This window comes from Vibrio sp. ABH4_348 (genome assembly GCF_056159765.1).
Genome location: NZ_JBSWVW010000001.1, coordinates 2,924,732 through 2,948,973 on the forward strand (window position 1 = coordinate 2,924,732; position 24,242 = coordinate 2,948,973).

26 protein-coding genes are annotated in these 24,242 nt (G+C 45.3%); 23 read left to right on the forward strand and 3 right to left on the reverse strand.

The features are described from left to right. Positions 1–3 precede the first annotated feature (3 nt). The 3 genes from recF to dnaA are packed head-to-tail and all read right to left on the reverse strand — an operon-like array spanning position 4 to position 3,687. Positions 4–1,110, reverse strand: coding sequence for a DNA replication/repair protein RecF (recF, locus tag ACXAFJ_RS13380; protein WP_475323987.1), 1,107 nt, complete (start codon positions 1,108–1,110; stop codon positions 4–6). Positions 1,111–1,121: 11 nt separating this feature from the next. Then, complete coding sequence (dnaN, locus tag ACXAFJ_RS13385; RefSeq protein ID WP_475323988.1) at positions 1,122–2,222, reverse strand: DNA polymerase III subunit beta; 1,101 nt, start codon at positions 2,220–2,222, stop codon at positions 1,122–1,124. Between the two features lie 58 nt (positions 2,223–2,280). Next, entirely contained in the window at positions 2,281–3,687 is a 1,407-nt protein-coding gene (gene dnaA / locus ACXAFJ_RS13390) for a chromosomal replication initiator protein DnaA (RefSeq protein ID WP_475323989.1), read from the reverse strand. A 379-nt stretch (positions 3,688–4,066) separates the two neighbouring features. Here dnaA and ACXAFJ_RS13395 point away from each other — a divergent pair, with 379 nt between their 5' ends. The 23 genes from ACXAFJ_RS13395 (at position 4,067) to ACXAFJ_RS13505 (ending at position 24,216) form a co-directional block, all read left to right on the forward strand. Beyond that, positions 4,067–4,813, forward strand: coding sequence for an amino acid ABC transporter substrate-binding protein (locus ACXAFJ_RS13395; RefSeq protein WP_475323991.1), 747 nt, complete (start codon positions 4,067–4,069; stop codon positions 4,811–4,813). A 71-nt stretch (positions 4,814–4,884) separates the two neighbouring features. Next, positions 4,885–5,556 carry an amino acid ABC transporter permease gene (locus ACXAFJ_RS13400; RefSeq protein WP_475323992.1) on the forward strand — a complete coding sequence of 224 codons (672 nt, stop codon included), beginning with the start codon at positions 4,885–4,887 and terminating at the stop codon, positions 5,554–5,556. Further along, positions 5,553–6,290, forward strand: a complete 738-nt coding sequence (locus ACXAFJ_RS13405; protein ID WP_475323994.1) for an amino acid ABC transporter ATP-binding protein — start codon at positions 5,553–5,555, stop codon at positions 6,288–6,290. Before ACXAFJ_RS13400 ends, ACXAFJ_RS13405 begins: the two co-directional genes overlap by 4 nt. A 229-nt stretch (positions 6,291–6,519) precedes the next feature. Beyond that, on the forward strand, positions 6,520–6,654 hold the full coding sequence (gene rpmH, locus ACXAFJ_RS13410; protein ID WP_006880025.1) for a 50S ribosomal protein L34: 135 nt from the start codon (positions 6,520–6,522) through the stop codon (positions 6,652–6,654). A gap of 43 nt (positions 6,655–6,697) precedes the next feature. Further along, positions 6,698–7,021, forward strand: coding sequence for a ribonuclease P protein component (rnpA, locus tag ACXAFJ_RS13415; RefSeq protein WP_475323995.1), 324 nt, complete (start codon positions 6,698–6,700; stop codon positions 7,019–7,021). Continuing rightward, a complete protein-coding gene (gene yidD / locus ACXAFJ_RS13420) occupies positions 6,988–7,245 on the forward strand; it encodes a membrane protein insertion efficiency factor YidD (protein ID WP_475323997.1) in 258 nt (85 codons plus the stop codon). The genes rnpA and yidD overlap by 34 nt, the downstream gene beginning before the upstream one ends. A 2-nt stretch (positions 7,246–7,247) precedes the next feature. Then, on the forward strand, positions 7,248–8,867 hold the full coding sequence (gene yidC, locus ACXAFJ_RS13425; RefSeq protein WP_475323998.1) for a membrane protein insertase YidC: 1,620 nt from the start codon (positions 7,248–7,250) through the stop codon (positions 8,865–8,867). 106 nt (positions 8,868–8,973) lie between these two features. Further along, positions 8,974–10,178 (forward strand): IS3 family transposase gene (locus ACXAFJ_RS13430; RefSeq protein ID WP_475324000.1). Its coding sequence is split into 2 segments (ribosomal slippage): positions 8,974–9,361 and positions 9,361–10,178, totalling 1,206 coding nucleotides; the frame shifts between segments, so codons are not numbered across the junction. A 112-nt stretch (positions 10,179–10,290) separates the two neighbouring features. Further along, complete coding sequence (gene mnmE / locus ACXAFJ_RS13435; RefSeq protein WP_475324001.1) at positions 10,291–11,652, forward strand: tRNA uridine-5-carboxymethylaminomethyl(34) synthesis GTPase MnmE; 1,362 nt, start codon at positions 10,291–10,293, stop codon at positions 11,650–11,652. A gap of 252 nt (positions 11,653–11,904) precedes the next feature. Further along, positions 11,905–12,345: an FMN-binding protein MioC gene (gene mioC, locus ACXAFJ_RS13440; RefSeq protein WP_475324002.1), complete on the forward strand. Its 441-nt coding sequence runs from the start codon at positions 11,905–11,907 to the stop codon at positions 12,343–12,345. Positions 12,346–12,760: 415 nt separating this feature from the next. Then, the gene (gene mnmG, locus ACXAFJ_RS13445; RefSeq protein ID WP_475324004.1) at positions 12,761–14,659 is read left to right on the forward strand and encodes a tRNA uridine-5-carboxymethylaminomethyl(34) synthesis enzyme MnmG; all 1,899 of its coding nucleotides are present in this window, start codon (positions 12,761–12,763) and stop codon (positions 14,657–14,659) included. Beyond that, positions 14,656–15,288: a 16S rRNA (guanine(527)-N(7))-methyltransferase RsmG gene (gene rsmG / locus ACXAFJ_RS13450; protein WP_475324005.1), complete on the forward strand. Its 633-nt coding sequence runs from the start codon at positions 14,656–14,658 to the stop codon at positions 15,286–15,288. The genes mnmG and rsmG overlap by 4 nt, the downstream gene beginning before the upstream one ends. Positions 15,289–15,302: 14 nt before the next feature. Further along, positions 15,303–16,076: a ParA family protein gene (locus tag ACXAFJ_RS13455; RefSeq protein WP_475324006.1), complete on the forward strand. Its 774-nt coding sequence runs from the start codon at positions 15,303–15,305 to the stop codon at positions 16,074–16,076. A 24-nt stretch (positions 16,077–16,100) separates the two neighbouring features. After that, the gene (locus ACXAFJ_RS13460) at positions 16,101–16,982 is read left to right on the forward strand and encodes a ParB/RepB/Spo0J family partition protein (RefSeq protein ID WP_475324008.1); all 882 of its coding nucleotides are present in this window, start codon (positions 16,101–16,103) and stop codon (positions 16,980–16,982) included. 324 nt (positions 16,983–17,306) lie between these two features. Continuing rightward, a complete protein-coding gene (locus tag ACXAFJ_RS13465; RefSeq protein ID WP_475324009.1) occupies positions 17,307–17,702 on the forward strand; it encodes an ATP synthase subunit I in 396 nt (131 codons plus the stop codon). A 2-nt stretch (positions 17,703–17,704) separates the two neighbouring features. Then, the gene (atpB, locus tag ACXAFJ_RS13470; protein WP_475324010.1) at positions 17,705–18,529 is read left to right on the forward strand and encodes a F0F1 ATP synthase subunit A; all 825 of its coding nucleotides are present in this window, start codon (positions 17,705–17,707) and stop codon (positions 18,527–18,529) included. 34 nt (positions 18,530–18,563) lie between these two features. Further along, the gene (gene atpE / locus ACXAFJ_RS13475) at positions 18,564–18,779 is read left to right on the forward strand and encodes a F0F1 ATP synthase subunit C (RefSeq protein WP_071178281.1); all 216 of its coding nucleotides are present in this window, start codon (positions 18,564–18,566) and stop codon (positions 18,777–18,779) included. 74 nt (positions 18,780–18,853) lie between these two features. Continuing rightward, a complete protein-coding gene (gene atpF / locus ACXAFJ_RS13480) occupies positions 18,854–19,324 on the forward strand; it encodes a F0F1 ATP synthase subunit B (RefSeq protein ID WP_475324012.1) in 471 nt (156 codons plus the stop codon). Positions 19,325–19,339: 15 nt separating this feature from the next. After that, positions 19,340–19,870, forward strand: coding sequence for a F0F1 ATP synthase subunit delta (locus ACXAFJ_RS13485; RefSeq protein WP_475324013.1), 531 nt, complete (start codon positions 19,340–19,342; stop codon positions 19,868–19,870). Positions 19,871–19,887: 17 nt separating this feature from the next. Then, positions 19,888–21,429: a F0F1 ATP synthase subunit alpha gene (gene atpA / locus ACXAFJ_RS13490; protein ID WP_475324014.1), complete on the forward strand. Its 1,542-nt coding sequence runs from the start codon at positions 19,888–19,890 to the stop codon at positions 21,427–21,429. A 35-nt stretch (positions 21,430–21,464) separates the two neighbouring features. Continuing rightward, on the forward strand, positions 21,465–22,334 hold the full coding sequence (atpG, locus tag ACXAFJ_RS13495; protein WP_475324016.1) for a F0F1 ATP synthase subunit gamma: 870 nt from the start codon (positions 21,465–21,467) through the stop codon (positions 22,332–22,334). Positions 22,335–22,364: 30 nt separating this feature from the next. Next, complete coding sequence (atpD, locus tag ACXAFJ_RS13500; protein ID WP_475324017.1) at positions 22,365–23,768, forward strand: F0F1 ATP synthase subunit beta; 1,404 nt, start codon at positions 22,365–22,367, stop codon at positions 23,766–23,768. 28 nt (positions 23,769–23,796) lie between these two features. Continuing rightward, on the forward strand, positions 23,797–24,216 hold the full coding sequence (locus tag ACXAFJ_RS13505) for a F0F1 ATP synthase subunit epsilon (protein WP_475324130.1): 420 nt from the start codon (positions 23,797–23,799) through the stop codon (positions 24,214–24,216). The last annotated feature ends 26 nt before the right edge of the window (positions 24,217–24,242 follow it).

A 24,242-nucleotide genomic window follows, 5' to 3' on the forward strand; every position in this document is an offset into this window, starting at 1 on the left:
GAGTTACTCTTCCGCTGTGGTTATAGGCTCTATTTTACCTTGTTCAACACGATACAAGGCCCCATTTTCGTCAAGCATATCGATCACTTGATCTTGAGTAATAGAGCTGACAAAAACTTGTGCCCCCGTCGACTTCAAACAATGCGCTAAGCGCTGCCGACGTTGGCTATCTAATTCGGAAGCAAAGTCATCAATCAAATAGATGCATTGCTTACCTGTGGTTTCAGCTAAATGCTGACCTTGTGCCACTCTTAGCGCACAAACCATTAATTTTAACTGTCCTCGAGACAGTACATCTTCGACGGGTGTATTCCCGACTTTGATGCGCAGATCCGCCTTATTTGGCCCACTGAACGTGTAACCTAAGGTTTGGTCGCGCTCAAAGTTATCTGCCAATATTTCGGAATACGGTGTGGATTTGTCCCACCCTCGATAATATGACAATCGAATTTCAAACTCTGGCAAAAACAGCTGACATATTGACTGAGCTTTCTCTGTCAATTGTTCCACATACTCACTGCGCCAAGTACTAATTTGTTCAGCCAGTTCCGCTAACTGAGAATCCCAATACTGAAGTTCTCGATATTGAGTCGCCGTTTTCAGCAGGGCATTACGCTGCTTGTTAAGGCGTTTAAACCTCCCCCATGCATCATAAAAAGCCACTTCCCGATGGAACACGCCCCAATCAATGAATGCCCGTCGATGTTTCGGGCCATCCGTTAGCAAATCAAAGCCTTCTGGATGAATCAATTGCAAGGGTAAAACCTGCGCAAGCTGAGCCAGTTTTTGGCCAGATTGACCGCCTATTTTAACCTCTGTTGAACCATCGCGCTGCTTATTAATGCCAACAGGTAGCTCAAATTGATCCGAGTTCAAAAAATGCCCATCAATCCGGCCATGAACAAACAGCTCATCACTGTCATTTTGGATAATTCGTCCAGTTAACGAGCTTTTGAAAGAACGACCATGACCAAGCAAGTAGATGGCTTCAAGCACACTGGTTTTGCCACTGCCATTGGCGCCAATAAGAAAGTTAAAGCCTGACGACAAACTAATGTCGCAGGCTTTAATATTTCGAAACTGATGGATTGCGAGACGCGTTAGCGGCATTTAGCGGTCACTTAAAGGCGGATAGGCATGATGACATACATGGCGCCGTCATCATCGGCATTCTCAACCAAGGTACTAGCGTTAGCGTCTGACATAGACAATCGAACCTGATCGCAGCGCAAGGTATTCAACACATCCAAAACGTAACTAACGTTGAAACCAATTTCAATCGCTTCACCCTCAAACTGAACGTCGAGCATTTCTTCCGCTTCTTCTTGTTCAGGGTTGTTTGCGGTGATTCGCATTTCATTATCGGCGAGATTCACTCGCACACCACGGAATTTTTCATTCGACAGAATGGCGGCACGCGCGAATGACTGGCGCAGTTCATCACAACCCGCTTGCAGTGTTTTGGTAGTGTTTTGTGGTAAAACGCGGCGATAATCGGGGAAACGGCCGTCAACCAACTTAGAAGTAAAGGTAAAGTTATTTACCTCAGCACGCACATTGGCATTGCCTATCTGAAGCGTGACACTCTCTTCGGGTGCTTCAAGAAGCTTAACCAATTCCAGTACACCTTTACGAGGTACGATGATTTGCTGAGTCGCTAAATCGCCATCAATCGTCGTCTGGGCCACCGCCATCCTATGACCATCGGTGGCAACGGAACGCAGTGTTTGACCATCAATTTCAAACAACATGCCGTTTAAGTAGTAACGCACATCTTGGTTGGCCATGGAGAATTGCGTTTTCTCAATCAGGCCGCGCAACTCACCTTGAGAAAGCGTTACGCTGACATCATTTTGCCAATCTTCAATATTCGGGAAGTCTTGTGCTGGCAAGGTGGCAAGTGAGAAGCGACTGCGCCCCGAACGTACCTGAACTCGATCACCTTCCAACACAAAGGTAATTGTTGCTTCGTCAGGCAAACCGCGACAGATATCCAGAAATTTACGCGAAGGAACTGTGATGCTGCCCGCTTCAAATTCTCCTTCCAACGCCACCTTACTGATCAACTCGACTTCCAAGTCAGTCGCGGTCATCGACAACACATTGTCTTCGATACTAATCAATAAATTACCCAAGATAGGTAAAGTAGGACGGCCACCAAGTGCGCCTGATACCTGTTGAAGGGGTTTCAATAAGTGACTACGAGAAATGGTAAATTTCATGTTCTACTCTATTTTTGACTAGCCAAAACTGGAAATAGAATAGCGCCAAACGGCGCTATTAAGAAGATAAGGTGCGGATTAAATTTGAGTAGTCTTCTTTGATATCGTGGCTTTCTTCACGAAGCTGCTCAATTTTGCGACAAGCGTGTAATACCGTCGTGTGGTCACGACCACCAAAGGCGTCACCAATTTCTGGCAAGCTGTGGTTAGTCAGCTCTTTCGCTAGAGCCATCGCCAACTGTCTTGGGCGTGCTACCGAGCGAGAGCGACGTTTTGATAGCAAATCGGCCACTTTAATCTTGTAGTACTCTGCAACCGTCTTTTGAATGTTATCAATCGTCACTAGTTTTTCTTGCAACGCCAATAGATCGCGCAGTGCTTCGCGGACAAAGTCGATGGTAATTGGACGGCCAGTAAAATTGGCATTAGCTATTACGCGGTTTAACGCGCCTTCCAACTCACGAACATTCGATCGCAAGCGCTTAGCAATAAAGAACGCCACTTCATCCGCCAAGTGAATCTGGTGGTCTTCGGCTTTTTTCATCAGAATTGCCACTCGAGTTTCTAACTCAGGTGGCTCAATCGCAACCGTCAATCCCCAACCAAAACGAGATTTCAAGCGATCTTCTACACCACTGATCTCTTTTGGATAGCGATCTGAGGTAAGGATGATCTGTTGATTGCCTTCCAACAACGCATTAAAGGTATGGAAAAACTCTTCTTGCGATCGTTCTTTGTTAGCAAAAAACTGAATGTCATCGATTAATAAGGCATCGACACTGCGGTAGTAACGCTTAAATTCTTCGATCGCGTTGTTCTGCAGCGCCTTCACCATATCTTGAACAAAACGCTCAGAGTGCATGTACACCACTTTGGCATTGGGCTTATTGTCGACAATAGCATTGCCCACGGCGTGCAATAAGTGCGTTTTACCAAGGCCAGTACCACCGTATAAGAACAATGGGTTATAGGCGGCACCTGGATTGTCAGAAACTTGTCTCGCGGCTGCCAATCCAAGCTGGTTCGATTTACCTTCCACGAAGTTATTAAACTTGTGTTTAGGATTAACATTAGACCTGTGGTTAAGATCAACCGCAGGTGGCCTGTCGTCTTCCCAGGTTTTATGAACTGGCTTGCGAGCTTGAAGCTGCGCCGGCGCAGAGGTTTCAGCGGCAACATCAGCGGGAGTGCGATTGGCAGCGGGTTTCGCTTGAGATACCGGACGGCTGCCGACTTCAAATCTCAGGCTTGGTACATCATGCCCGCAATGCTCTTGCAATAGACGGTTGATACTGTTGATGTACTTATCGCGTACCCAATCCAATACAAACCGGTTTGGCGCAAACAAGGTTAGGGTGTTGTCATTAAGCTCAGCTTGTAGCGGACGAACCCACATACTAAATTCTGCTGATGGAAGCTCTTCTTGAAGTTGTTGCAAACACTGCAACCAAAGCGAAGATGACACTATGCCCTCACTGAATGATTTTTCTGACCGGAAAGGGCGACAATCTTACCTGTTGATAACCAAGATCACCAGCGATTGATCGTCATTCCAGTGAATAAGATCCAACTTATTCACAATATTTGGGCTAGATCTTATCGGTCATGCACATTTAGTCGCAATCTTACCCACATCATGATCCACAATCATGCTAAAAACCGATGATCATAAAACTGGTGATAAGTCTGTGAATAGTCGGATCGGAAACAACGTACGGTTTGAACTAGATCACGGCTTAAAAAAGCACTTATTCCGACAATTCATAGTTTATGGCACTTTGTTATTTCTCTTAGTAACAACTTTAACATTAGTATGCTGCCCTGAATTATTGAGGAGTTCTAATATGAAAAACTGGATGAAGGCCGCAATTGCAGCAGTTGCGTTGTCAGCGGCAACGGTACAAGCAGCTGTAGAGGTAAAAGTTGGCATGTCTGGTCGTTACTTCCCATACACCTTTGTTAAGCAAGATAAGCTACAAGGTTTTGAAGTCGATCTTTGGGATGAGATCGGTAAACGCAATGGTTACCAAGTGGAATACGTAACGGCGAACTTCTCGGGATTATTCGGCTTACTAGAAACAGGTCGTATCGATACCATTTCTAACCAAATTACGATGACTGAAGAGCGTAAACAAAAGTACCTTTTCTCTAATGCATACGTAAAAGACGGTGCCCAAGTTGTGGTTCGTAAAGGTAACGATGAGATAAACGGTATTGAAGACCTAGCCGGTAAATCGGTAGCGGTTAACCTTGGTTCTAACTACGAGCAACTGCTACGTGAACATAACACAGACGGCAAAATTGATATCAAAACCTACGAAACAGGTCTCGAGCAAGACGTCGCTCTTGGTCGTGTAGACGCGTTCGTAATGGATCGTCGTTCAACGTTGCAGCTAATCCAAAAAACCGGTCTACCACTGCAACTAGCTGGTGAGACTTTCTCAAAAATCGAAAATGGCTGGCCGTTTGTCAACAATGAGCGTGGTCTAGAACTTCAAGCAGAAGTGAACAAAGCACTTGCAGAAATGCGTGCAGACGGCACACTGACTGAAATTTCGGTTAAGTGGTTTGGTGGCGACATCACCAAATAAACCGTAATCTTCATTTGATTACCTGTAAGGTGGGCTTGTCCCACCTTTTGTTGTCTTTATAAGGGTCAAGTATGGGTTTTGACTTCAACTACATGTTAGAACTGATGCCAATTCTGCTGTCCTACTTGGATGTCACAGTTGGGATGGCGGTTTGGGCTCTGATTTTATCGCTGGTGTTATCGGTAGTCATCGCGATTGTTCGTGTATTTCGCGTCACAGGCTTAGATCAGTTTTGTCAGCTTTATATAAGCTTCTTTAGAGGAACACCACTTCTGGTGCAAATGTTCCTATTCTATTACGGACTGCCACAGATCTTTCCAATCTTTGTCGGTATTGATGCGTTCTCAGCCGCGATATTAACCATTGCCTTACACTTTGCCGCATATATGGCAGAGAGTATTCGAGCTGCCATTATTGGTATCGATCGCAGTCAGATGGAAGCGAGCTTATCAGTAGGAATGACCACCTCTCAGGCAATGAGAAGAGTCATACTGCCTCAAGCTACACGCGTCGCCCTACCTTCTTTGATGAACTACTTTATCGACATGATCAAATCCACATCCTTGGCTTTGACACTTGGTGTGCCTGAGATGATGGCAAAAGCGCAGATGGAGGCATCATCGAGCTTCCGATTCTTTGAAGCGTTTTTGGCTGTGGCTCTGATCTATTGGGTCGTCGTGGTGATATTGACTCGGATGCAAAGCTGGGCCGAAGCGAAACTGAACAAGGCATACCAACGATGATCAAACTGAAGAATATTAAAAAGAACTTTGGTGACACGCCGGTATTGAAAGGTATCGACATCGATATCAAACAAGGTGAAATCATTGTCATTATTGGTTCAAGTGGCACAGGTAAATCGACCTTATTGCGTTGCGTGAACTTTTTGGAGCAAGCAAATGAAGGCTTAATCAGCATTGATGATGTGACAGTAGATTGCCAGTCGCATACTAAAGCCGAAGTGCTCGCACTGCGCAGAAAGACTGGCTTCGTTTTTCAAAACTACGCTCTGTTTGCTCATATGACAGCAAGACAAAACATTGCAGAAGGCTTGATTACCGTGCGAGGTTGGAATAAGTCAGAGGCGTTAGATAAAGCACAGCAGATTCTCGACGACATCGGATTGGGTGACAAGGGAGACAGCTACCCAGCTGCACTCTCAGGTGGTCAGCAGCAACGTGTTGGGATCGGCCGTGCAATGGCGCTGCAGCCAGAACTACTGCTGTTTGATGAGCCTACCTCAGCGTTAGACCCTGAATGGGTTGGTGAAGTTTTGGCATTGATGAAAAAGCTCGCCGCGCAACATCAAACCATGCTGGTGGTAACGCACGAAATGCAATTTGCTAGAGAGGTTGCCGATCGGGTGATCTTCATGGCCGATGGCTACATAGCGGAACAGGGCACACCAGAACAAGTATTTGGTAATCCTCAAGATCCGCGCTTAAAACGCTTTTTAAACCAAGTGGGTGTGGAATAAAGGATCATTGATCAACACGATCGATCCTTGAGATTTTATCTGCACTCCGTATAATCGCCCGGCCGGAATTGCACAAACTGTGACGATTGACACGCACAGACCTTGTGATTACAATTCCGCCTCTTTGTTGAGAGGCGTCGGTGGTTCCTCTTTTCTAGAAGAAATGAACCCAATACCCACGCCGGGTTAACATAGAACCTAAAACTACTGATCAGTAAAGGTAATTAACATGAAACGCACTTTTCAACCTTCAGTTCTAAAGCGCAAGCGTACTCACGGTTTCCGTGCACGTATGGCTACTAAGAACGGTCGTAAAGTAATTAATGCACGTCGTGCAAAAGGCCGTGCGCGCCTATCAAAATAATCCAGTTATTTTGAACACGTACGCGTTTAATCGGGAGTTACGTTTGTTAACTCCCGAGCATTATCAAACCGTCTTCCAGAAAGCTCACCGAGCTGGCTCTCCACATTTCACTATCATTGCTCGTAACAATTCTTTGTCCCATCCGCGTCTAGGATTGGCCGTTCCGAAAAAACAAATTAAAACTGCAGTGGGTCGAAATCGATTTAAACGCTTGGCTCGTGAAAGCTTCCGCTTAAATCAACACAAACTCGCTAACAAAGATTTTGTTGTGATTGCCAAAAAAAGTGCGCAAGATCTGAGCAACGAAGAATTGTTTAAATTATTTGAGAAGTTATGGCAGCGCCTATCTCGCCCTTCGCGTGGCTAGCTATTGGACTGGTATATGTGTATCGTTGGCTAATTAGCCCATTAATTGGCCCTCGTTGCCGATACAACCCAACCTGTTCGATGTATGCAATAGAAGCTCTGAAAGCTCACGGTTTTATAAAAGGTTGTTGGTTATCCGGCAAACGTCTATTAAAATGCCACCCTTTGAATGAAGGTGGGTATGACCCCGTTCCCCCCGTAAAAAAACAAAACAGAGATGAATAACGATGGACTCTCAACGTAATATCCTGTTGATCGTGCTAGCTTTGGTTTCTTTCTTGCTGTATCAACAGTGGCAAGTTGAAAAGAACCCTGCTAATCAGCCGGTTGCACAGGGCACTGAAAGCGCACTACCTGCACCTTCTTTTGCTGACGAGCTTGCTCCTGCAGAAGCCCAAGCCTCTTCCGCCCAAATTATCACTGTAACTACTGATGTATTGACGCTAAAAATCGATACGGTTGGTGGTGACGTTGTTCATGCTGAGCTGAATGAATACAACGCCGAGTTGGACTCCAATACACCATTTGTATTGTTGAAAAATGAATCGACTCATCAATTTATCGCTCAAAGTGGTCTAATTGGCCCTCAGGGTATCGACCTCGCGTCCGATAGCCGTCCTGCTTACCAAGTAAGCGCTGAAAGCTTTGTATTGGCGGAAGGTCAAGACGAACTTCGCATCCCAATGACCTTTTCGTCAAACGGTTTGAGCTACGTAAAAACATTTATTGTTAAGCGTGGTAATTACGCCATCGACGTACAATATGACGTGGAAAACCAATCGGGCAACAACGCTACCTTTGGTATGTACGCTCACCTAAGACAAACCTTTGTTGAAGGCACTGGTAGCATCACGATGCCAACTTACCTTGGTGGTGCATTCTCTACAGAAGATGTGCGTTACGAAAAGTACAGCTTTGACGAAATGCAAGAGCGTAACCTAGGTGAGCTATTACCAAATGGCCAAGGTTGGGCTGCAATGATCCAGCACTACTTTGCATCTGCCTGGATTCCTCGCAACGCACCAGATACGAAGCTTTACACCCGTGCTATCGGCGATAAGGGTGACATCGGTGTTCGTTTGCCTAACGTCACGATCGCAGACGGCGCTTCTGCGTCAATCCAAGCAACGCTATGGGTTGGTCCAAAGCTGCAACAACAAATGGCTGCTACCGCTGAGCATTTAGATCTGGTTGTTGACTATGGCTGGCTATGGTTTATTGCTAAACCACTTCACTGGTTGCTTTCAACCATTCAAGGCTTGGTGATTAACTGGGGCCTAGCGATTATCGCATTGACCTTTATCGTTCGTGGTGCCATGTACCCACTGACTAAAGCTCAGTACACCTCTATGGCTAAAATGCGTATGCTGCAGCCAAAACTGCAAGCAATGCGTGAGCGTATTGGCGACGATCGTCAACGTATGAGCCAAGAAATGATGGAGTTGTACAAGAAAGAAAAAGTCAACCCACTCGGTGGCTGTTTACCACTTCTTCTACAGATGCCTATTTTCATCGCACTTTACTGGGCACTGATGGAATCGGTTGAGCTACGTCACTCGCCCTTCTTCTTCTGGATTCAAGACTTGTCAGCACGTGACCCGTACTTTGTGTTGCCACTACTGATGGGTGTAAGTATGTTCTTCATCCAAAAGATGAGTCCAACTACGGTAACCGATCCGCTACAGCAAAAAATTATGACCTTTATGCCAGTTATCTTTACTGCATTCTTCCTGTTCTTCCCTTCAGGTTTGGTGCTGTACTGGTTGGTATCAAACGTCGTGACCTTAATTCAGCAGTCTTTGATTTACAAAGCGTTGGAGAAAAAAGGTCTACACAGCAAATCGTAATTGATTGGTGTGGTAAAGAAAGGCAGCGACTTCGCTGCCTTTTTTATTGCCACTGTACCGTCCTAAATAAGGTTGACACATTCCCAACATGAAATTGGAGAGTGTCATGAAATCAACAAGTAAACGAACCCAGCGAGATTATTCTCTTGCCTTTAAATTGGCGGTTGTTGACCAAGTAGAAAAAGGAGAAATGACCTATATACAAGCCCAAGAGCGATATGGAATCCAAGGTCGGTCCACGGTCTTGGTTTGGCTTCGTAAGCACGGTCGTCTAAATTGGTCTAAAGGAATAGAGAAACCAAACACAGTAGGTAATGATATGTCTGATTCTCCTTCTGCTCATACTCCTGAACAACGAATAAAAGAACTCGAACAACAACTTGAGGAAACTCAACTGAAAGCGGACTTCTTTGAAGCGGTCGTAAAAGTCATGGATAGAGATTTTGGAGTTCGAATCTCAAAGAAGCGCAAAGCCGAGTTATTAAGGAAAAAACGCTCAAAAGACTCACAGTGACGAAAGCTTGTCAGTTTATTGGCATTACTCGGCAGGCATTTTATAAACGTTGTACGTCAGAGCGTCAGCGAATTCGGAAAGAGCAGTCTGTCATTGGGTTCGTCAAAGAGCAACGGATTCAACATCCTCGCTTGGGAACTCGCAAGCTCAAACACTTACTCAGTCAACATAACATTGATGTAGGACGGGACCATTTGTTCTGTTTGCTAAAACAACACCGTCTATTGGTCCCCAATCGTAGGGCTTATCATCGAACAACCAACAGCCATCATCGGTTTCACTGCCATCCAAACCGCATCAAAGAAGGCATGGTTCCAACTAAACCAGAGCAGCTGTGGGTCGCGGATATTACTTACTTGGCAACGCAAACTGGAAATACCTATCTCAGTTTAATCACGGATGCTTACTCAAGAAAGATAGTTGGGTATCACCTCGATGACAATATGAAGACACAAACAGTGAAGCGCGCGTTCCTGAAGGCCTTGAAAAATAGACGCGATGAGGGTGAGCTTATTCACCACTCTGATAGAGGTATTCAATACTGCGCTGAGGAATATCAGACGTTACACAGAAAATATCATGTGAGGTGCTCTATGACAGACGGCTATGATTGTTATCAAAACGCTCTAGCAGAAAGAGTGAACGGCATCTTAAAGATGGAGTACTTACTGAGTAAGCCGAATGACTTGAATGAAGCAAAGAAAATGGTTGCCGAGTCGGTAAAACTCTATAATGAACAGAGACCACATACAGCTTTAAATTACAAAACGCCCGATGAAGTTCACCGAGCGTTTTAACCAAAAGTGTCAACCTATATCAGGACGGGACACCACAAATTCCCTCAGTACAGTACTGGCGTTTTCAACACGACCGATTACAATTGCCGCATTAGAAAGAGGTATCCATTTCATGACATCAGACACGATTGTGGCACAAGCTACCGCTCCAGGACGCGGTGGTGTTGGAATTATTCGCGTATCAGGCCCAAAAGCGAAAGACGTGGCATTGGCGATAACGGGCAAAGCACTCAAACCACGTTATGCCGAGTATCTGCCGTTCAAAAATGCCTCTGGAATCGAACTAGACCAAGGCATTGCCTTGTACTTCCCAAATCCGCATTCATTTACTGGTGAAGATGTCTTGGAACTACAAGGTCACGGCGGCCCTGTAGTTATGGACATGCTTATTAAAGCAGTATTGGCAATTCCTGGTATACGTACTGCAAGGCCTGGTGAGTTCTCAGAACGCGCGTTCATGAACGATAAGCTAGATCTCGCCCAAGCCGAAGCGATTGCCGATCTCATTGATGCCAGCTCAGAACAAGCTGCCAAGTCGGCCCTGCGCTCACTGCAAGGTGAATTCTCAACTCGTATTCAAACGCTGGTGGAATCACTGATTCACTTGAGAATCTATGTCGAGGCGGCCATCGACTTTCCAGAAGAGGAAATTGATTTTCTGGCTGATGGCAAAGTGGCGTCAGATCTGCAAGGCATCATAGATAACCTCAGCGCGGTAAAAAAAGAAGCCAATCAAGGCGCCATTATGCGCGAAGGTATGAAAGTCGTGATTGCAGGGCGACCTAATGCGGGTAAATCGAGCCTGTTAAATGCCTTATCTGGAAAGGAAACAGCGATCGTAACGGACATCGCTGGTACGACTCGTGATGTGCTGCGCGAGCACATTCACATTGATGGTATGCCACTGCACATCATTGATACTGCGGGCCTGCGCGTTGCGTCTGATGAAGTGGAACGTATTGGTATTGAAAAAGCATGGGATGAAATTGCCCAAGCTGATCGCGTCTTGTTTATGGTCGATGGCACTACAACCGATGCCACCGACCCTCATGAAATCTGGCCTGACTTTGTCGATCGTCTTCCCAAAGACATTGGTATGACTGTCATCCGCAACAAAGTCGACCAAACCAAAGAAGTGATGGGTATTTGCCACGTTAATTCACCTACTCTGATTCGCCTCTCAGCCAAAACGGGCCAAGGCGTCGATTCGCTACGTGACCACCTAAAAGCTTGCATGGGCTTTCAAGGTTCAGCTGAAGGCGGATTTATGGCGCGTCGTCGCCATTTGGAAGCCATCGACAAAGCGGCGCAGCACCTCGACATAGGTCAGCAACAACTCGAAACCTACATGGCAGGGGAAATATTGGCTGAAGAACTTAGAATCGCTCAGCAACACCTGAGTGAGATAACCGGTGAGTTTAGCTCTGACGACTTACTTGGCCGTATATTCTCTTCATTCTGCATAGGTAAATAGCCAAAACTATCCCAATTCACATCCTATGAATTGAAGGTTTATAGGATGTGAATAAGCCAATACCTCATGATCAATAGATTAGTTCTACCTTAGATCCATCACTTAATAACTCTTACCCACAGCTGTCCTGCATCACTATTTCAATATCCCCAACATTTATGCCGATGATCAACTGATAGTTTTCTGGTACAACTCGTTACACACTAATCCAATCAACCACATAAATGTGTGTGGCGAATAACGAGTACCACTATGATCCATATAATTACCGGCAGTACCTTAGGTGGTGCAGAATACGTGGGTGATCACCTAAGCGATATTCTGCAAGAAGCAGGCGCGCAAACCACAATCCACAATCAACCCGATTTCAATGAGATAGAAGCGAATGGGATTTGGCTACTCATCACCTCTACCCATGGTGCAGGCGAATACCCCGATAACATCAAACCCTTTATTGCCGCTTTACAAAACACACCACCAAGAATGAGTAACGTAAAGTTTGCTGTCATTGCGATTGGTGATTCCAGCTACGACACGTTTTGTGGGGCTGGTAAGCACGCTTTTGATTTACTGGAAGACATCGGTGGTACTGCAATAGCCGACTGCTTTGAAATAGACATACTAAAGCACGATGTACCGGAAGATGCAGCTGAAGAATGGTTAAAGGGCCACTTATCGCAATTCATTAACTAAACACGCGCAAGCCAATGTACCTATAGTTATCCTTTTAGATTTTCTCAGGTGTGGATAACTATAGCGTTATACCGTTATTAACCTGAAGTTATCAAATTAACAACGATCATGACTTCAACCCCATGTGGATAACCACCGTTTTTGATCCCAAGATCTCCGCATACAGATCCAAGCTAGATCACATCATTTGATCTCTTAAAGATCCATGATCTTATTGATCATTTTCTATTTATCCACAGAAGAAGGCGATCGTAATAATAGATCCAATAAAAGATCTATATATAGATCTATATATATTATATGCCTGAGCTTAACTGTGAAAAAACGTCAAATTCATTTCTTATCGCTAGCAAACTAGGTAGAATATCGCTCCTTTTTTGATCCAAAGTGAAGTTTGATATTTAGAGGTCAGTTCATGCTTTATCACGAACAATTTGATGTCATCGTCGTCGGTGGCGGACATGCAGGAACGGAAGCAGCACTTGCGTCAGCGCGTACAGGACAAAAAACGCTTCTGCTGACTCACAATATTGACACTTTAGGACAAATGTCGTGTAACCCAGCGATCGGCGGCATAGGTAAAGGCCATCTAGTCAAAGAAGTCGATGCTATGGGTGGTTTGATGGCAGAAGCCATTGATCACGCAGGTATTCAATTTAGAACTCTAAATGCTTCCAAAGGTCCAGCAGTTAGAGCTACTCGTGCTCAAGCGGATCGCGCTCTCTACAAAGCCTATGTGAGATACGCATTAGAGAATGCACCTAACCTAACCTTGTTCCAACAATCTGTAGATGATCTGATTGTCGAGCAAGATCAAGTGCGTGGTGTCATCACTCAAATGGGATTAAAATTCCACGCCAAAGCGGTCGTATTGACCGTTGGAACATTCTTGGGCGGGAAGATCCATATTGGTATGGAAAACTTCTCTGGTGGGCGCGCAGGCGATCCACCATCAATTGCACTTGCAGACCGTTTGCGCGATCTTCCATTTCGCGTTGATCGTTTGAAAACGGGAACTCCACCAAGAATTGATGCTCGCACTGTCGACTTCAGCCAATTAGAAGTCCAGCATGGTGATAACCCAACACCTGTTTTTTCGTTCTTAGGGAATCGCACTCAGCATCCTAAGCAAATCCCGTGTTTTATCACTCATACCAACGAAAGTACGCACGACGTGATTCGTACCAATTTGGATCGCAGTCCAATGTACGCAGGTGTGATTGAAGGGATTGGACCGAGATATTGCCCGTCTATCGAAGACAAGGTGATGCGTTTTGCTGATAAGAACAGTCACCAAATTTTTGTTGAGCCAGAAGGGCTGGATACTCATGAGTTGTATCCAAATGGTATCTCCACCAGCTTACCATTTGATGTTCAGGTTCAGATCGTTCGCTCGATGAAAGGATTTGAAAACGCACACATAGTCCGTCCTGGTTATGCTATCGAGTACGATTTCTTTGATCCAAGAGATCTCAAGCACACTTACGAAACCAAGTTTATCAGCGGTCTGTTTTTTGCCGGCCAGATTAACGGCACAACAGGTTACGAAGAAGCGGCTGCTCAAGGTCTAATGGCAGGCCTCAATGCTAGCTTGTTCAGTCAAGACAAAGAAGGCTGGAGCCCACGTCGTGATCAAGCTTATTCAGGGGTATTGATCGACGATTTGTCGACCATGGGCACCAAAGAGCCATATCGTATGTTTACCTCACGTGCAGAGTACCGTTTGTTACTGCGCGAAGACAACGCAGACATGCGTTTGACGGAAAAAGCACGCGAGCTAGGGTTGGTTAATGATCATCGCTGGGCTCGCTTTAATGAGAAGGTTGAAAACATTGAAGCTGAGCGCCAGAGGTTGCGTTCCACATGGATGAACCCGAGCTCTGAGGGTATTGACGAATTGAATGCCCTGCTAAAAACGCCGATGGTTCGCGAAGCATCGGGAGAAGACCTGTTGCGGCGTCCAGAAGTCAATTATCAACAATTGATTTCCCTAGATGCCTTTGGACCAGAACTTCAAGATGAACAAGCGGCTGAACAAGTTGAGATTCAAGTTAAGTACGAAGGCTACATCAAGCGCCAGCAAGACGAGGTTGAAAAATCTTTACGTCACGAGCATACCCAAATTCCTCTTGATTTAGATTATTCAGAAATCAAGGGACTCTCGAATGAAGTGGTGAGCAAACTCTCTGATGCCAAACCAGAAACCGTCGGTATTGCTTCTCGTATTTCTGGCGTCACTCCTGCTGCCATTTCTATCTTGTTGGTATTCCTCAAGAAAAAAGGCCTATTGAAAAAGGGTGAGGAAGCGGCGTGAGTGATCTTCTGAAAACATTAAACGATCTTATTGGTGAGAGTCATCTGACCGTCACCGAGGAGCAAAAACACAAACTCGTTGGCTTGGTCGAATTACTTAATAAGTGGAACAAGGCCTACAACCTCACTTCGGTTCGCAATCCCAATGAAATGCTCGTTCGCCATATTATGGACAGCATTGTGGTGTCGCCTCACCTTGCTGGGCAAAGGTTTATCGATGTCGGTACTGGACCTGGTCTACCTGGATTGCCGCTTGCCATCATGAATCCTGATAAGCAATTCTTTTTGTTAGATAGCTTGGGTAAACGAATTCGTTTCATCAAACAAGTTCTGCATGAGCTTGGTATTGAAAATGTGACGCCGATTCAAAGTCGAGTGGAAGAGTTCCAACCTGAAGAAAAGTTTGACGCAGTACTGAGCCGTGCATTTGCATCTATGGTAGACATGGTTAATTGGTGCCAGCATTTGCCCAAGCCAGAATCTGGGATTTTCATGGCACTGAAAGGGCAACGTTCCATAGATGAGCTGGAGCAACTTCCCGATTGGTGCACTGTGACCGATATCAAACCTTTGCAGGTTCCAAGATTGGAAGGTGAGCGTCATCTAGTAATCTTATCGCTTAAGGACTAGCAACGAGGTCGACCGTGGGTAAAATTGTAGCAATCGCCAACCAGAAAGGTGGTGTAGGAAAAACAACAACTTGTATTAACTTGGCGGCGTCAATGGCGGCGACTAAGCGCAAGGTGTTAGTGATTGATTTAGACCCGCAAGGCAATGCCACTATGGCGAGTGGTGTAGATAAATACCAAATTGATACCACAGCCTACGACCTGTTAGTGGATGATGTGGCGTTTGACGAAGTGGTGTGTCGCAAGACATCGGGTCACTATGATTTGATAGCGGCCAACGGTGATGTGACGGCTGCAGAAATCAAACTCATGGAAGTCTTTGCTCGAGAAGTTCGCCTGAAAAATGCGTTATCCTCGGTTCGCGATAACTATGATTTCATCTTTATCGATTGTCCCCCATCTCTAAACCTACTTACAATCAATGCCATGGCTGCAGCAGATTCCGTTTTGGTCCCAATGCAGTGTGAGTATTTTGCGTTAGAAGGGTTAACTGCGCTGATGGATACCATCAGTAAATTGGCGGCGGTCGTCAATGAGAACCTCAAGATTGAGGGTTTGCTCCGTACCATGTACGACCCTAGAAACCGATTGTCCATTGAAGTTTCAGAACAACTTAAAAAACACTTTGGCGACAAAGTTTATCGTACCGTCATCCCGCGTAACGTGCGGCTGGCAGAGGCGCCGAGCCACGGTAAACCAGCCATGTACTACGACAAGTACTCAGCAGGAGCAAAAGCCTATCTCGCATTAGCGGGTGAGATGCTCCGTCGTGATGAAGTGCCTGCATAACCTGCAATCTAAGGAAATACTCACATGTCTAAACGTGGATTGGGAAAAGGGTTAGATGCCCTGCTGTCTACAAGCTCTTTGGCGCGCGAAAAACAACATTCGGCGATGCAGAGTCAGCAGCGTTCGGTTGATGGTGAACTCACAGAGTTGCCTATTACCAGTTTAAAACCAGGTACGTATCAACCGCGTAAAGATATGTCTCCAGAAGCGCTTGAGGAGCTTGCTGCTTCTATTGAATCACAAGGCATCATTCAACCGATCGTGGTTCGCCCGGTAGATGGTCAGAAATTTGAAATTGTCGCCGGTGAACGACGCTGGCGTGCAGCAAGGCAGGCAGGACTAAAACAAGTGCCTTGTGTGGTGAAAAATGCCGATGACCGCGCTGCGATCGCGATGGCGCTGATTGAGAATATTCAGCGAGAAGACCTGAATGCGATGGAAGAAGCTGAAGCTTTGGATAGATTGCAAAATGAGTTTGCATTAACACATCAGCAAGTGGCTGAAGCTATTGGTAAATCGCGTACTGCTGTTAGTAACTTGTTGCGTTTAAACCAGTTGGAAGAACCGGTGAAGCAATGGGTATCGAACAAAACATTGGATATGGGCCACGCCCGGGCCTTACTCGCACTGAAAGGCGACGAGCAAGTTGAGTTGGCCAAGCAAGTTGTTGATAAGAAACTTACCGTGCGTCAAACCGAAGCTTTGGTAAAAAAATGTCTCTCACCTGAGTCTGACGTAAAAAATGGGCCAGAAGACTCTGAGGCACAAAAAATATCGGAAAAACTCGGTCAAATATGGGGAGCAAAGGTGTCAATTGTTCGCAACGCGAGCGGTGCATCCAAAATGACGATAACCCTAGATGAGCCTCACAAATTAGAGCAATTGGTTGCCAAGCTAGAGAGCTAGATGAGATAATTGATCTCAATCAATTGTGAAAAACACAAGTTTTTATTGGAAAGTTGTTGGGTTGTAAACAGAATTGTAACTTTTTGCAGCGATTTCATTGCAAACGATTCAACCGAACGTATAATTTCGCCAATTTCCCAGCAGTGTCGCTGTATGCTGTGAATTGTCTATGTCTAAGTTGACACAACCTTTGATGGAGCCAGTTTGCTGCTCTTTTGAACGATTGTGTTTTTTTTAAACATAGATATAATTTTTTGCGCTTTTTTCTCTCCTCCTTATAGCTAAAGTTGGAGTATGAAATAGGGGCAATAACAGGAACTTTTGATGTTGTTAACAAATCGAAGCAAGCAAGGAAATGCAGCGCTCAGAGTGGTCCATTTCCAGCTTTTATTTGTGATCATTATCGGAAGCGCTGCAAACATTTGGTTTGACGAAAACGCGGCTCGATTCCTAATGAAAGGGGGAGCGATCGCGGTATTAGGAAACTACGTGTATGCACTGTTGGCCTTTATCCCGAAACCGGATTCTGATGGATCAGTATTGTTAGGATTCATTTTTTTGGGATGGGTCATGAAACTAGTGTTTACCATAGTCATTTTTGTCATGATTTTTAGTTTTGTTGACGTTGAGCACCCCGGTGCCATGTTCTCAGGCTACAAGCTGACAATTTTGGTCTTTTGGTTTGCACCATTTTTACTTACCGCAAAAAAGTGGGATTAACCATGGCTGATACTCCAAAGGAATATATCCAGCACCATTTAACAAACGCTAAAGTGTGTTTGGTAGATGGTGGTGTCGCAACCAATTACGGTTGTGCCGATGCTGGATTCTGGACGCTACATTGGGACTCATTAATGATGTCTGTAGGTCTAGGAGCATTATTTTTGTGGTTGTTTTATCGTGTCGGAAAAAACGCAACCACGGAAGTTCCGGGTAAATGGCAGTGTTTTGTTGAGATGCTTATTGAGCAGATTGACGGCCTTGTCAAAGGAACGTTTCATGGCAAGGACAAGTTAGTAGCTCCACTGGCATTGACCATTTTCGTCTGGATTTTCTTGATGAACACAATGGACTTGATTCCGGTTGACTACGCCCCTACAGCGATGAAGCTAGCGGGAGCGGATTACTTCAAGATTCTACCAACTGTAGACTTGAACATTACGCTATCCATGGCTCTATCTGTGATGATCCTAATCGTGGTTTACCAGATTAGGTACAAAGGTTTTACGGGGTTTATTAAGGAATACACACTTCATCCGATTCAACACAAAGCGTTGATTCCTTTTAACTTTGTACTTGAGACAGTCGCATTAGTGGCAAAACCGATCTCCCTATCTCTTCGTCTATACGGCAACATGTACGCAGGTGAGCTGATCTTTATCTTGATCGCTATCACTTACACGGCAGGTGCAGTACTAGGTGGTCTAGGTGTGGTCGCGCATGTCCTATGGGCTATCTTCCATATTCTTGTAATTGTTTTGCAAGCCTTTATTTTTATGATGTTGACGATTGTTTACCTAAGCATGGCAAGCAATGACTCGCATTAATCTTTAAGTAACTAACTATCTATTGGAAATTATTATGGAAACTTATTTCGTTGTTGCTCTACTATTGGGTATGTGTGCACTAGCAACTGGTATTGGTTTTGCGATTCTAGGTGGTAAATTTCTAGAGTCTGTTGCACGTCAACCAGAAATGGCTCCTATCCTACAAACTAACATGTTCATCATCGCTGGTCTTCTTGATGCGGTACCAATGATCGGTGTTGGTATTGCAATGTACATGCTGTTCGCATAATCAAGTCCTTTCCTTATACCCCTAACTAACGTTTGTTGTTAGGGATTTGATAAGCCAAAAAAAGGAGAGACGTTGTGAACATCAATGCAACTCTGTTAGGCCAAACAATAGCATTCATTATCTTTGTTTGGTTCTGCATGAAGTTTGTATGGCCACCTATCCTAGCGGCCATAGAAGAACGTCAGAAGAAAATTGCTGACGGTCTAGCTTCAGCTGAGCGTGCTGACAAAGCTCTTGAGCTTGCACAACACAACGCGGCTGATCAGCTAAAAGACGCTAAAAAGCAAGCGGCTGAAATCATTGAGTTGGCTAACAAGCGCAAAGCTCAAATCGTTGATGAAGCTCGTCAAGAAGCAACTCAAGAACGCGACCATATCTTGTCTCAAGGTAAGGCTGAGCTTGAAGCTGAAACTTTACGTGCACGCAACGAACTACAGAAAGAAGTCGCGGCGCTAGCAATGTTAGGTGCAGAGAAGATTATCGAACGTTCTATCGATCCTGCAGCTCATCAAGACATTCTTGATAATATTGCGGCGAAACTGTAACGGGAGGGCGTCAACATGTCTAATTTGACAACTATTGCTCGTCCATACGCGAAGGCAGCATTTGGTCACGCGAGTGACAACGGAGCCGTTGAAAAATGGTCCAACATGCTTTTGTTTGCCAAAGAGCTGTCTTTAGTTCCTGAACTGCAGACTGCTGCTCTTAGCATGCAGCCAGCGCAATTGGTGCAATTGTATGTTGATGTTGCCGGTGAGCAATTTGACGAAGCATTCAAAAACTTTTTGACTGTGATAGTCGAGAATCATCGTACCTCAGCGCTAAGTGATATCTATCAGCAATTTGAATCTCAGATTTCTTCTGCTTCTAATCAAAAAGAAGCGACTGTGATTTCGTCAACTGAGTTGACGGCTGCACAGGTTGAAAGTTTGGAATCTGGCTTGGCTAAGCGTTTCGGCTGCCAAGTGAAAGTGAATTGTCAAGTTGACGATTCGTTGATAGGTGGAGCGGTTATTCGCGTCGGTGATACCGTGCTGGATAACTCAGTAGTTAGCCGTTTAACGCGTCTTAAAGACGTAGTAAAGCCTTAACTTAAGGAATTGGAGCAATGCAACTTAATTCCACGGAAATCAGCGAGCTAATCAGACAGCGTATTGAGCAGTTTGATGTAGTTTCAGAAGCTCGCAATGAAGGTACTATCGTATCGGTAAGCGACGGTATTCTTCGCATCCACGGCCTAGCGGACGTGATGCAGGGTGAAATGATTGAATTACCGGGTGGCCGTTATGCACTAGCACTTAACCTTGAGCGTGACTCGGTAGGTGCGGTTGTAATGGGCCCATATGCTGACCTTAAGGAAGGCATGAAAGTAACAGGTACTGGTCGTATTCTTGAAGTACCAGTAGGTCCTGAGCTACTAGGCCGTGTTGTAAACACGCTTGGTGAGCCAATTGATGGTAAAGGTCCGCTTAACGCTAAGCTTTCTTCTCCAGTAGAAGTGATTGCACCAGGCGTAATCGACCGTAAATCGGTAGACCAACCTGTTCAAACTGGTTACAAGTCTGTTGACTCCATGATCCCAATCGGTCGTGGTCAGCGTGAACTTATCATCGGTGACCGTCAGACTGGTAAAACAGCGATGGCAATCGATGCGATCATCAACCAGAAAAATTCAGGTATCTTCTCTATCTACGTTGCGATTGGCCAGAAGGCTTCAACAATTGCAAACGTAGTACGCAAGTTGGAAGAGCACGGTGCGCTGCAAAACACGATTATCGTTGTAGCTTCTGCATCTGAATCTGCTGCACTTCAGTACCTAGCGCCATACGCAGGTTGTGCAATGGGTGAGTACTTCCGTGACCGCGGTGAAGATGCGTTGATCGTATACGATGATCTGTCTAAGCAAGCTGTTGCTTACCGTCAAATATCACTATTGCTTAAGCGTCCACCGGGTCGTGAAGCATTCCCTGGTGACGTTTTCTACCTTCACTCACGTCTTCTAGAGCGTGCTGCTCGTGTAAGCGAAGAGTACGTAGAGAAGTTCACTAATGGTGAAGTGAAAGGTAAGACAGGTTCTTTGACTGCGCTACCTATCATCGAAACGCAAGCTGGTGACGTATCTGCATTCGTACCAACTAACGTAATTTCGATTACTGATGGTCAGATCTTCCTACAAACTGAGTTGTTCAACGCCGGTGTTCGTCCAGCAGTTGACCCAGGTATCTCAGTATCTCGTGTAGGTGGTTCAGCTCAGACTAAGATCATTAAGAAGCTATCTGGTGGTATCCGTACTGCTCTAGCTGCTTACCGCGAATTGGCGGCATTTGCCCAGTTCTCTTCAGACCTTGACGAAGCGACTAAGCGTCAGCTAGACCACGGTCAGAAAGTTACTGAGTTGATGAAGCAGAAGCAATACGCACCAATGTCTGTTTTTGACCAAGCGTTATCTATCTTTGCGGCTGAACGTGGCTACTTGGAAGATGTAGAACTTGAAAAAGTTCTAGATTTCGAAGCAGCGCTACTATCGTACGCTCGCGGTCAATATGCTGAACTAGCAGCTGAGATCGACAAGACGGGTGCTTACAACAATGATATCGAAGCTCAGTTGAAGAAACTGGCTGACGATTTCAAAGCAACTCAAACTTGGTAATTACAACCTCGTATTGTAATTAACGGAGAGCGACGATGGCCAATACAAAAGAAATTCGTAACAAGATTGGTAGTGTTAAAAGCACTCAGAAAATCACGAAAGCGATGGAAATGGTGGCTGCTTCCAAAATGCGTCGTACGCAAGATGCAATGGAAGGACCGCGTCCTTACGCTGAAATCATACGTAAAGTCATTGGTCATTTAGCACACGGTACACTTGAGTACAAACATCCGTTCCTTGTGGACCGTGGTGCTAAGCGCGTTGGGTATATTGTTGTATCGACCGATCGTGGTTTGTGTGGTGGCTTGAACATTAATATGTTCAAAAAAGCCGTTACAGAGATGAGAGACTGGTCTAAAGATGGAGTTGAAGTGGACGTTGCTGTAATCGGCGCGAAAGCTACCTCTTTCTTCAACAGTATCGGTGCAAACATTGTTGCCCAGACTTCAGGTCTTGGTGACACTCCATCATTAGATGATCTGATCGGTACCATTAATGTCATGCTTAAAAAGTATGAAAATGGTGAAATCGATCGTTTGTACTTGGTGTACAACGAGTTTGTTAACTCGATGACCCAACAGCCGAAAACTGACCAATTAATACCCTTGCCTAAATCACTGAGCGACAACGACGAGCAGTTCAAGCATGCATGGAGTTACATGTTTGAGTCTGATGAGAAGGCTCTACTAAACACACTGATGAATCGATACATCGAATCTCAGGTATATCAAAGTGTTGTTGAGAACCTAGCTTGTGAAATGGCTGCTCGTATGGTTGCGATGAAAGCGGCATCTGATAACGCTGGAAGTCTAATTGAAGAACTAGAGCTTGTGTACAACAAGGCGCGTCAAGCGGCGATTACACAAGAGCTATCTGAGATTGTATCTGGTGCAGCTGCAGTTTAATTTAGGTAAAACAAATTTAGAGGATTAACGATGGCTACAGGTAAGATCGTACAGATCATCGGTGCAGTAGTCGACGTAGAGTTCCCACAGAGCGATGTACCAAGTGTATACGATGCTCTTAACGTTACGGACTCAAAAGAGCGTTTAGTTCTTGAAGTTCAGCAACAGCTAGGCGGTGGCGTAGTTCGTTGTATCGTAATGGGTAGCTCAGATGGTTTACGTCGTGGAGTAGAAGTAGAAAATACTGGCGCTCCAATCTCAGTACCAGTAGGTACTAAGACCCTAGGTCGTATCATGAACGTACTTGGTGATGCGATTGATGAGTGTGGCGACATTGGTGCAGAAGAGTCTTACTCAATTCACCGTGAAGCACCTAGTTACGAAGAGCAATCTAACGTAACTGAGCTACTAGAAACAGGCGTTAAAGTAATCGACTTGGTTTGTCCATTCGCTAAGGGTGGTAAGATCGGTCTATTCGGTGGTGCTGGTGTAGGTAAGACCGTTAACATGATGGAACTTATCAACAACATCGCACTACAGCACTCTGGTCTGTCAGTATTCGCTGGTGTTGGTGAGCGTACTCGTGAAGGTAACGACTTCTACTTTGAGATGCAGGAAGCAGGCGTTGTAAACGTTGAAAACCCTGAAGAATCTAAAGTAGCAATGGTTTACGGTCAGATGAACGAGCCACCAGGTAACCGTCTACGTGTTGCACTGACTGGTCTAACAATGGCAGAGCGTTTCCGTGACGAAGGTCGTGACGTACTTCTGTTCGTTGATAACATCTACCGTTACACGCTTGCAGGTACTGAGGTATCAGCACTGCTAGGTCGTATGCCTTCAGCGGTAGGTTACCAGCCAACTCTTGCAGAAGAGATGGGTGTGCTTCAGGAGCGTATCACGTCAACTAAGTCTGGCTCTATCACGTCTGTACAGGCGGTATACGTACCAGCGGATGACTTGACTGACCCTTCTCCAGCAACAACCTTTGCTCACTTGGATGCAACTGTTGTATTGAACCGTAACATTGCAGCTATGGGTCTATACCCTGCGATTGACCCACTAGATTCAACGTCTCGTCAGCTTGATCCACTTGTTGTTGGTCAAGAGCACTACGACATTGCATCTGGCGTTCAAACAACGCTTCAGCGTTACAAAGAGCTAAAAGACATTATTGCAATTCTAGGTATGGACGAGCTATCTGAAGAAGATAAGCAAGTTGTATCTCGTGCACGTAAGATTGAACGTTTCCTAACTCAGCCTTACCACGTTGCAGAAGTCTTTACTGGCGACCCTGGTGTTTACGTACCTCTTAAAGAAACGCTACGTGGCTTTAAAGGTCTTCTAGCTGGTGATTACGATGACGTACCAGAGCAGGCATTTATGTACTGTGGTGCTATCGACGACGCGCTAGAGAACGCGAAGAAGCTATAAGCCGAGACTTTAAGGAGGCGTTATGACTATGTCAGTAACCTTTCATTTGGATGTTGTAAGCGCTGAAGAACGAATTTTCTCAGGTTCTGCTTCGAGCATTCAAGTCTCAGGTGAGCAGGGTGATTTAGGTGTTCTAGCTGGCCATACGCCACTACTCACTAAAATACGTCCTGGCATGGTTCGCATCGTGGATAAGAAAGGCGACGAACAAATCGTTTATCTTTCTGGCGGAATCCTAGAGGTTCAAGCTCATGATGTAACCATTTTGGCTGATACAGCCATTCGAGGCGAAGACCTTGACCAAGCGAAAGCTGAAGAAGCAAAGCAGCGAGCTCAAGCGCTAATTAATCAGCCACACGGTGATGCTGATTTTGCGAAAGCCTCTGCTGAACTAGCTAAAGCAATTGCTCAGTTGAAAGTCATTGAGCTGGTAAAAAAACGTCGCTAATTTAGCTACGTGATAGAAAAAGGCGG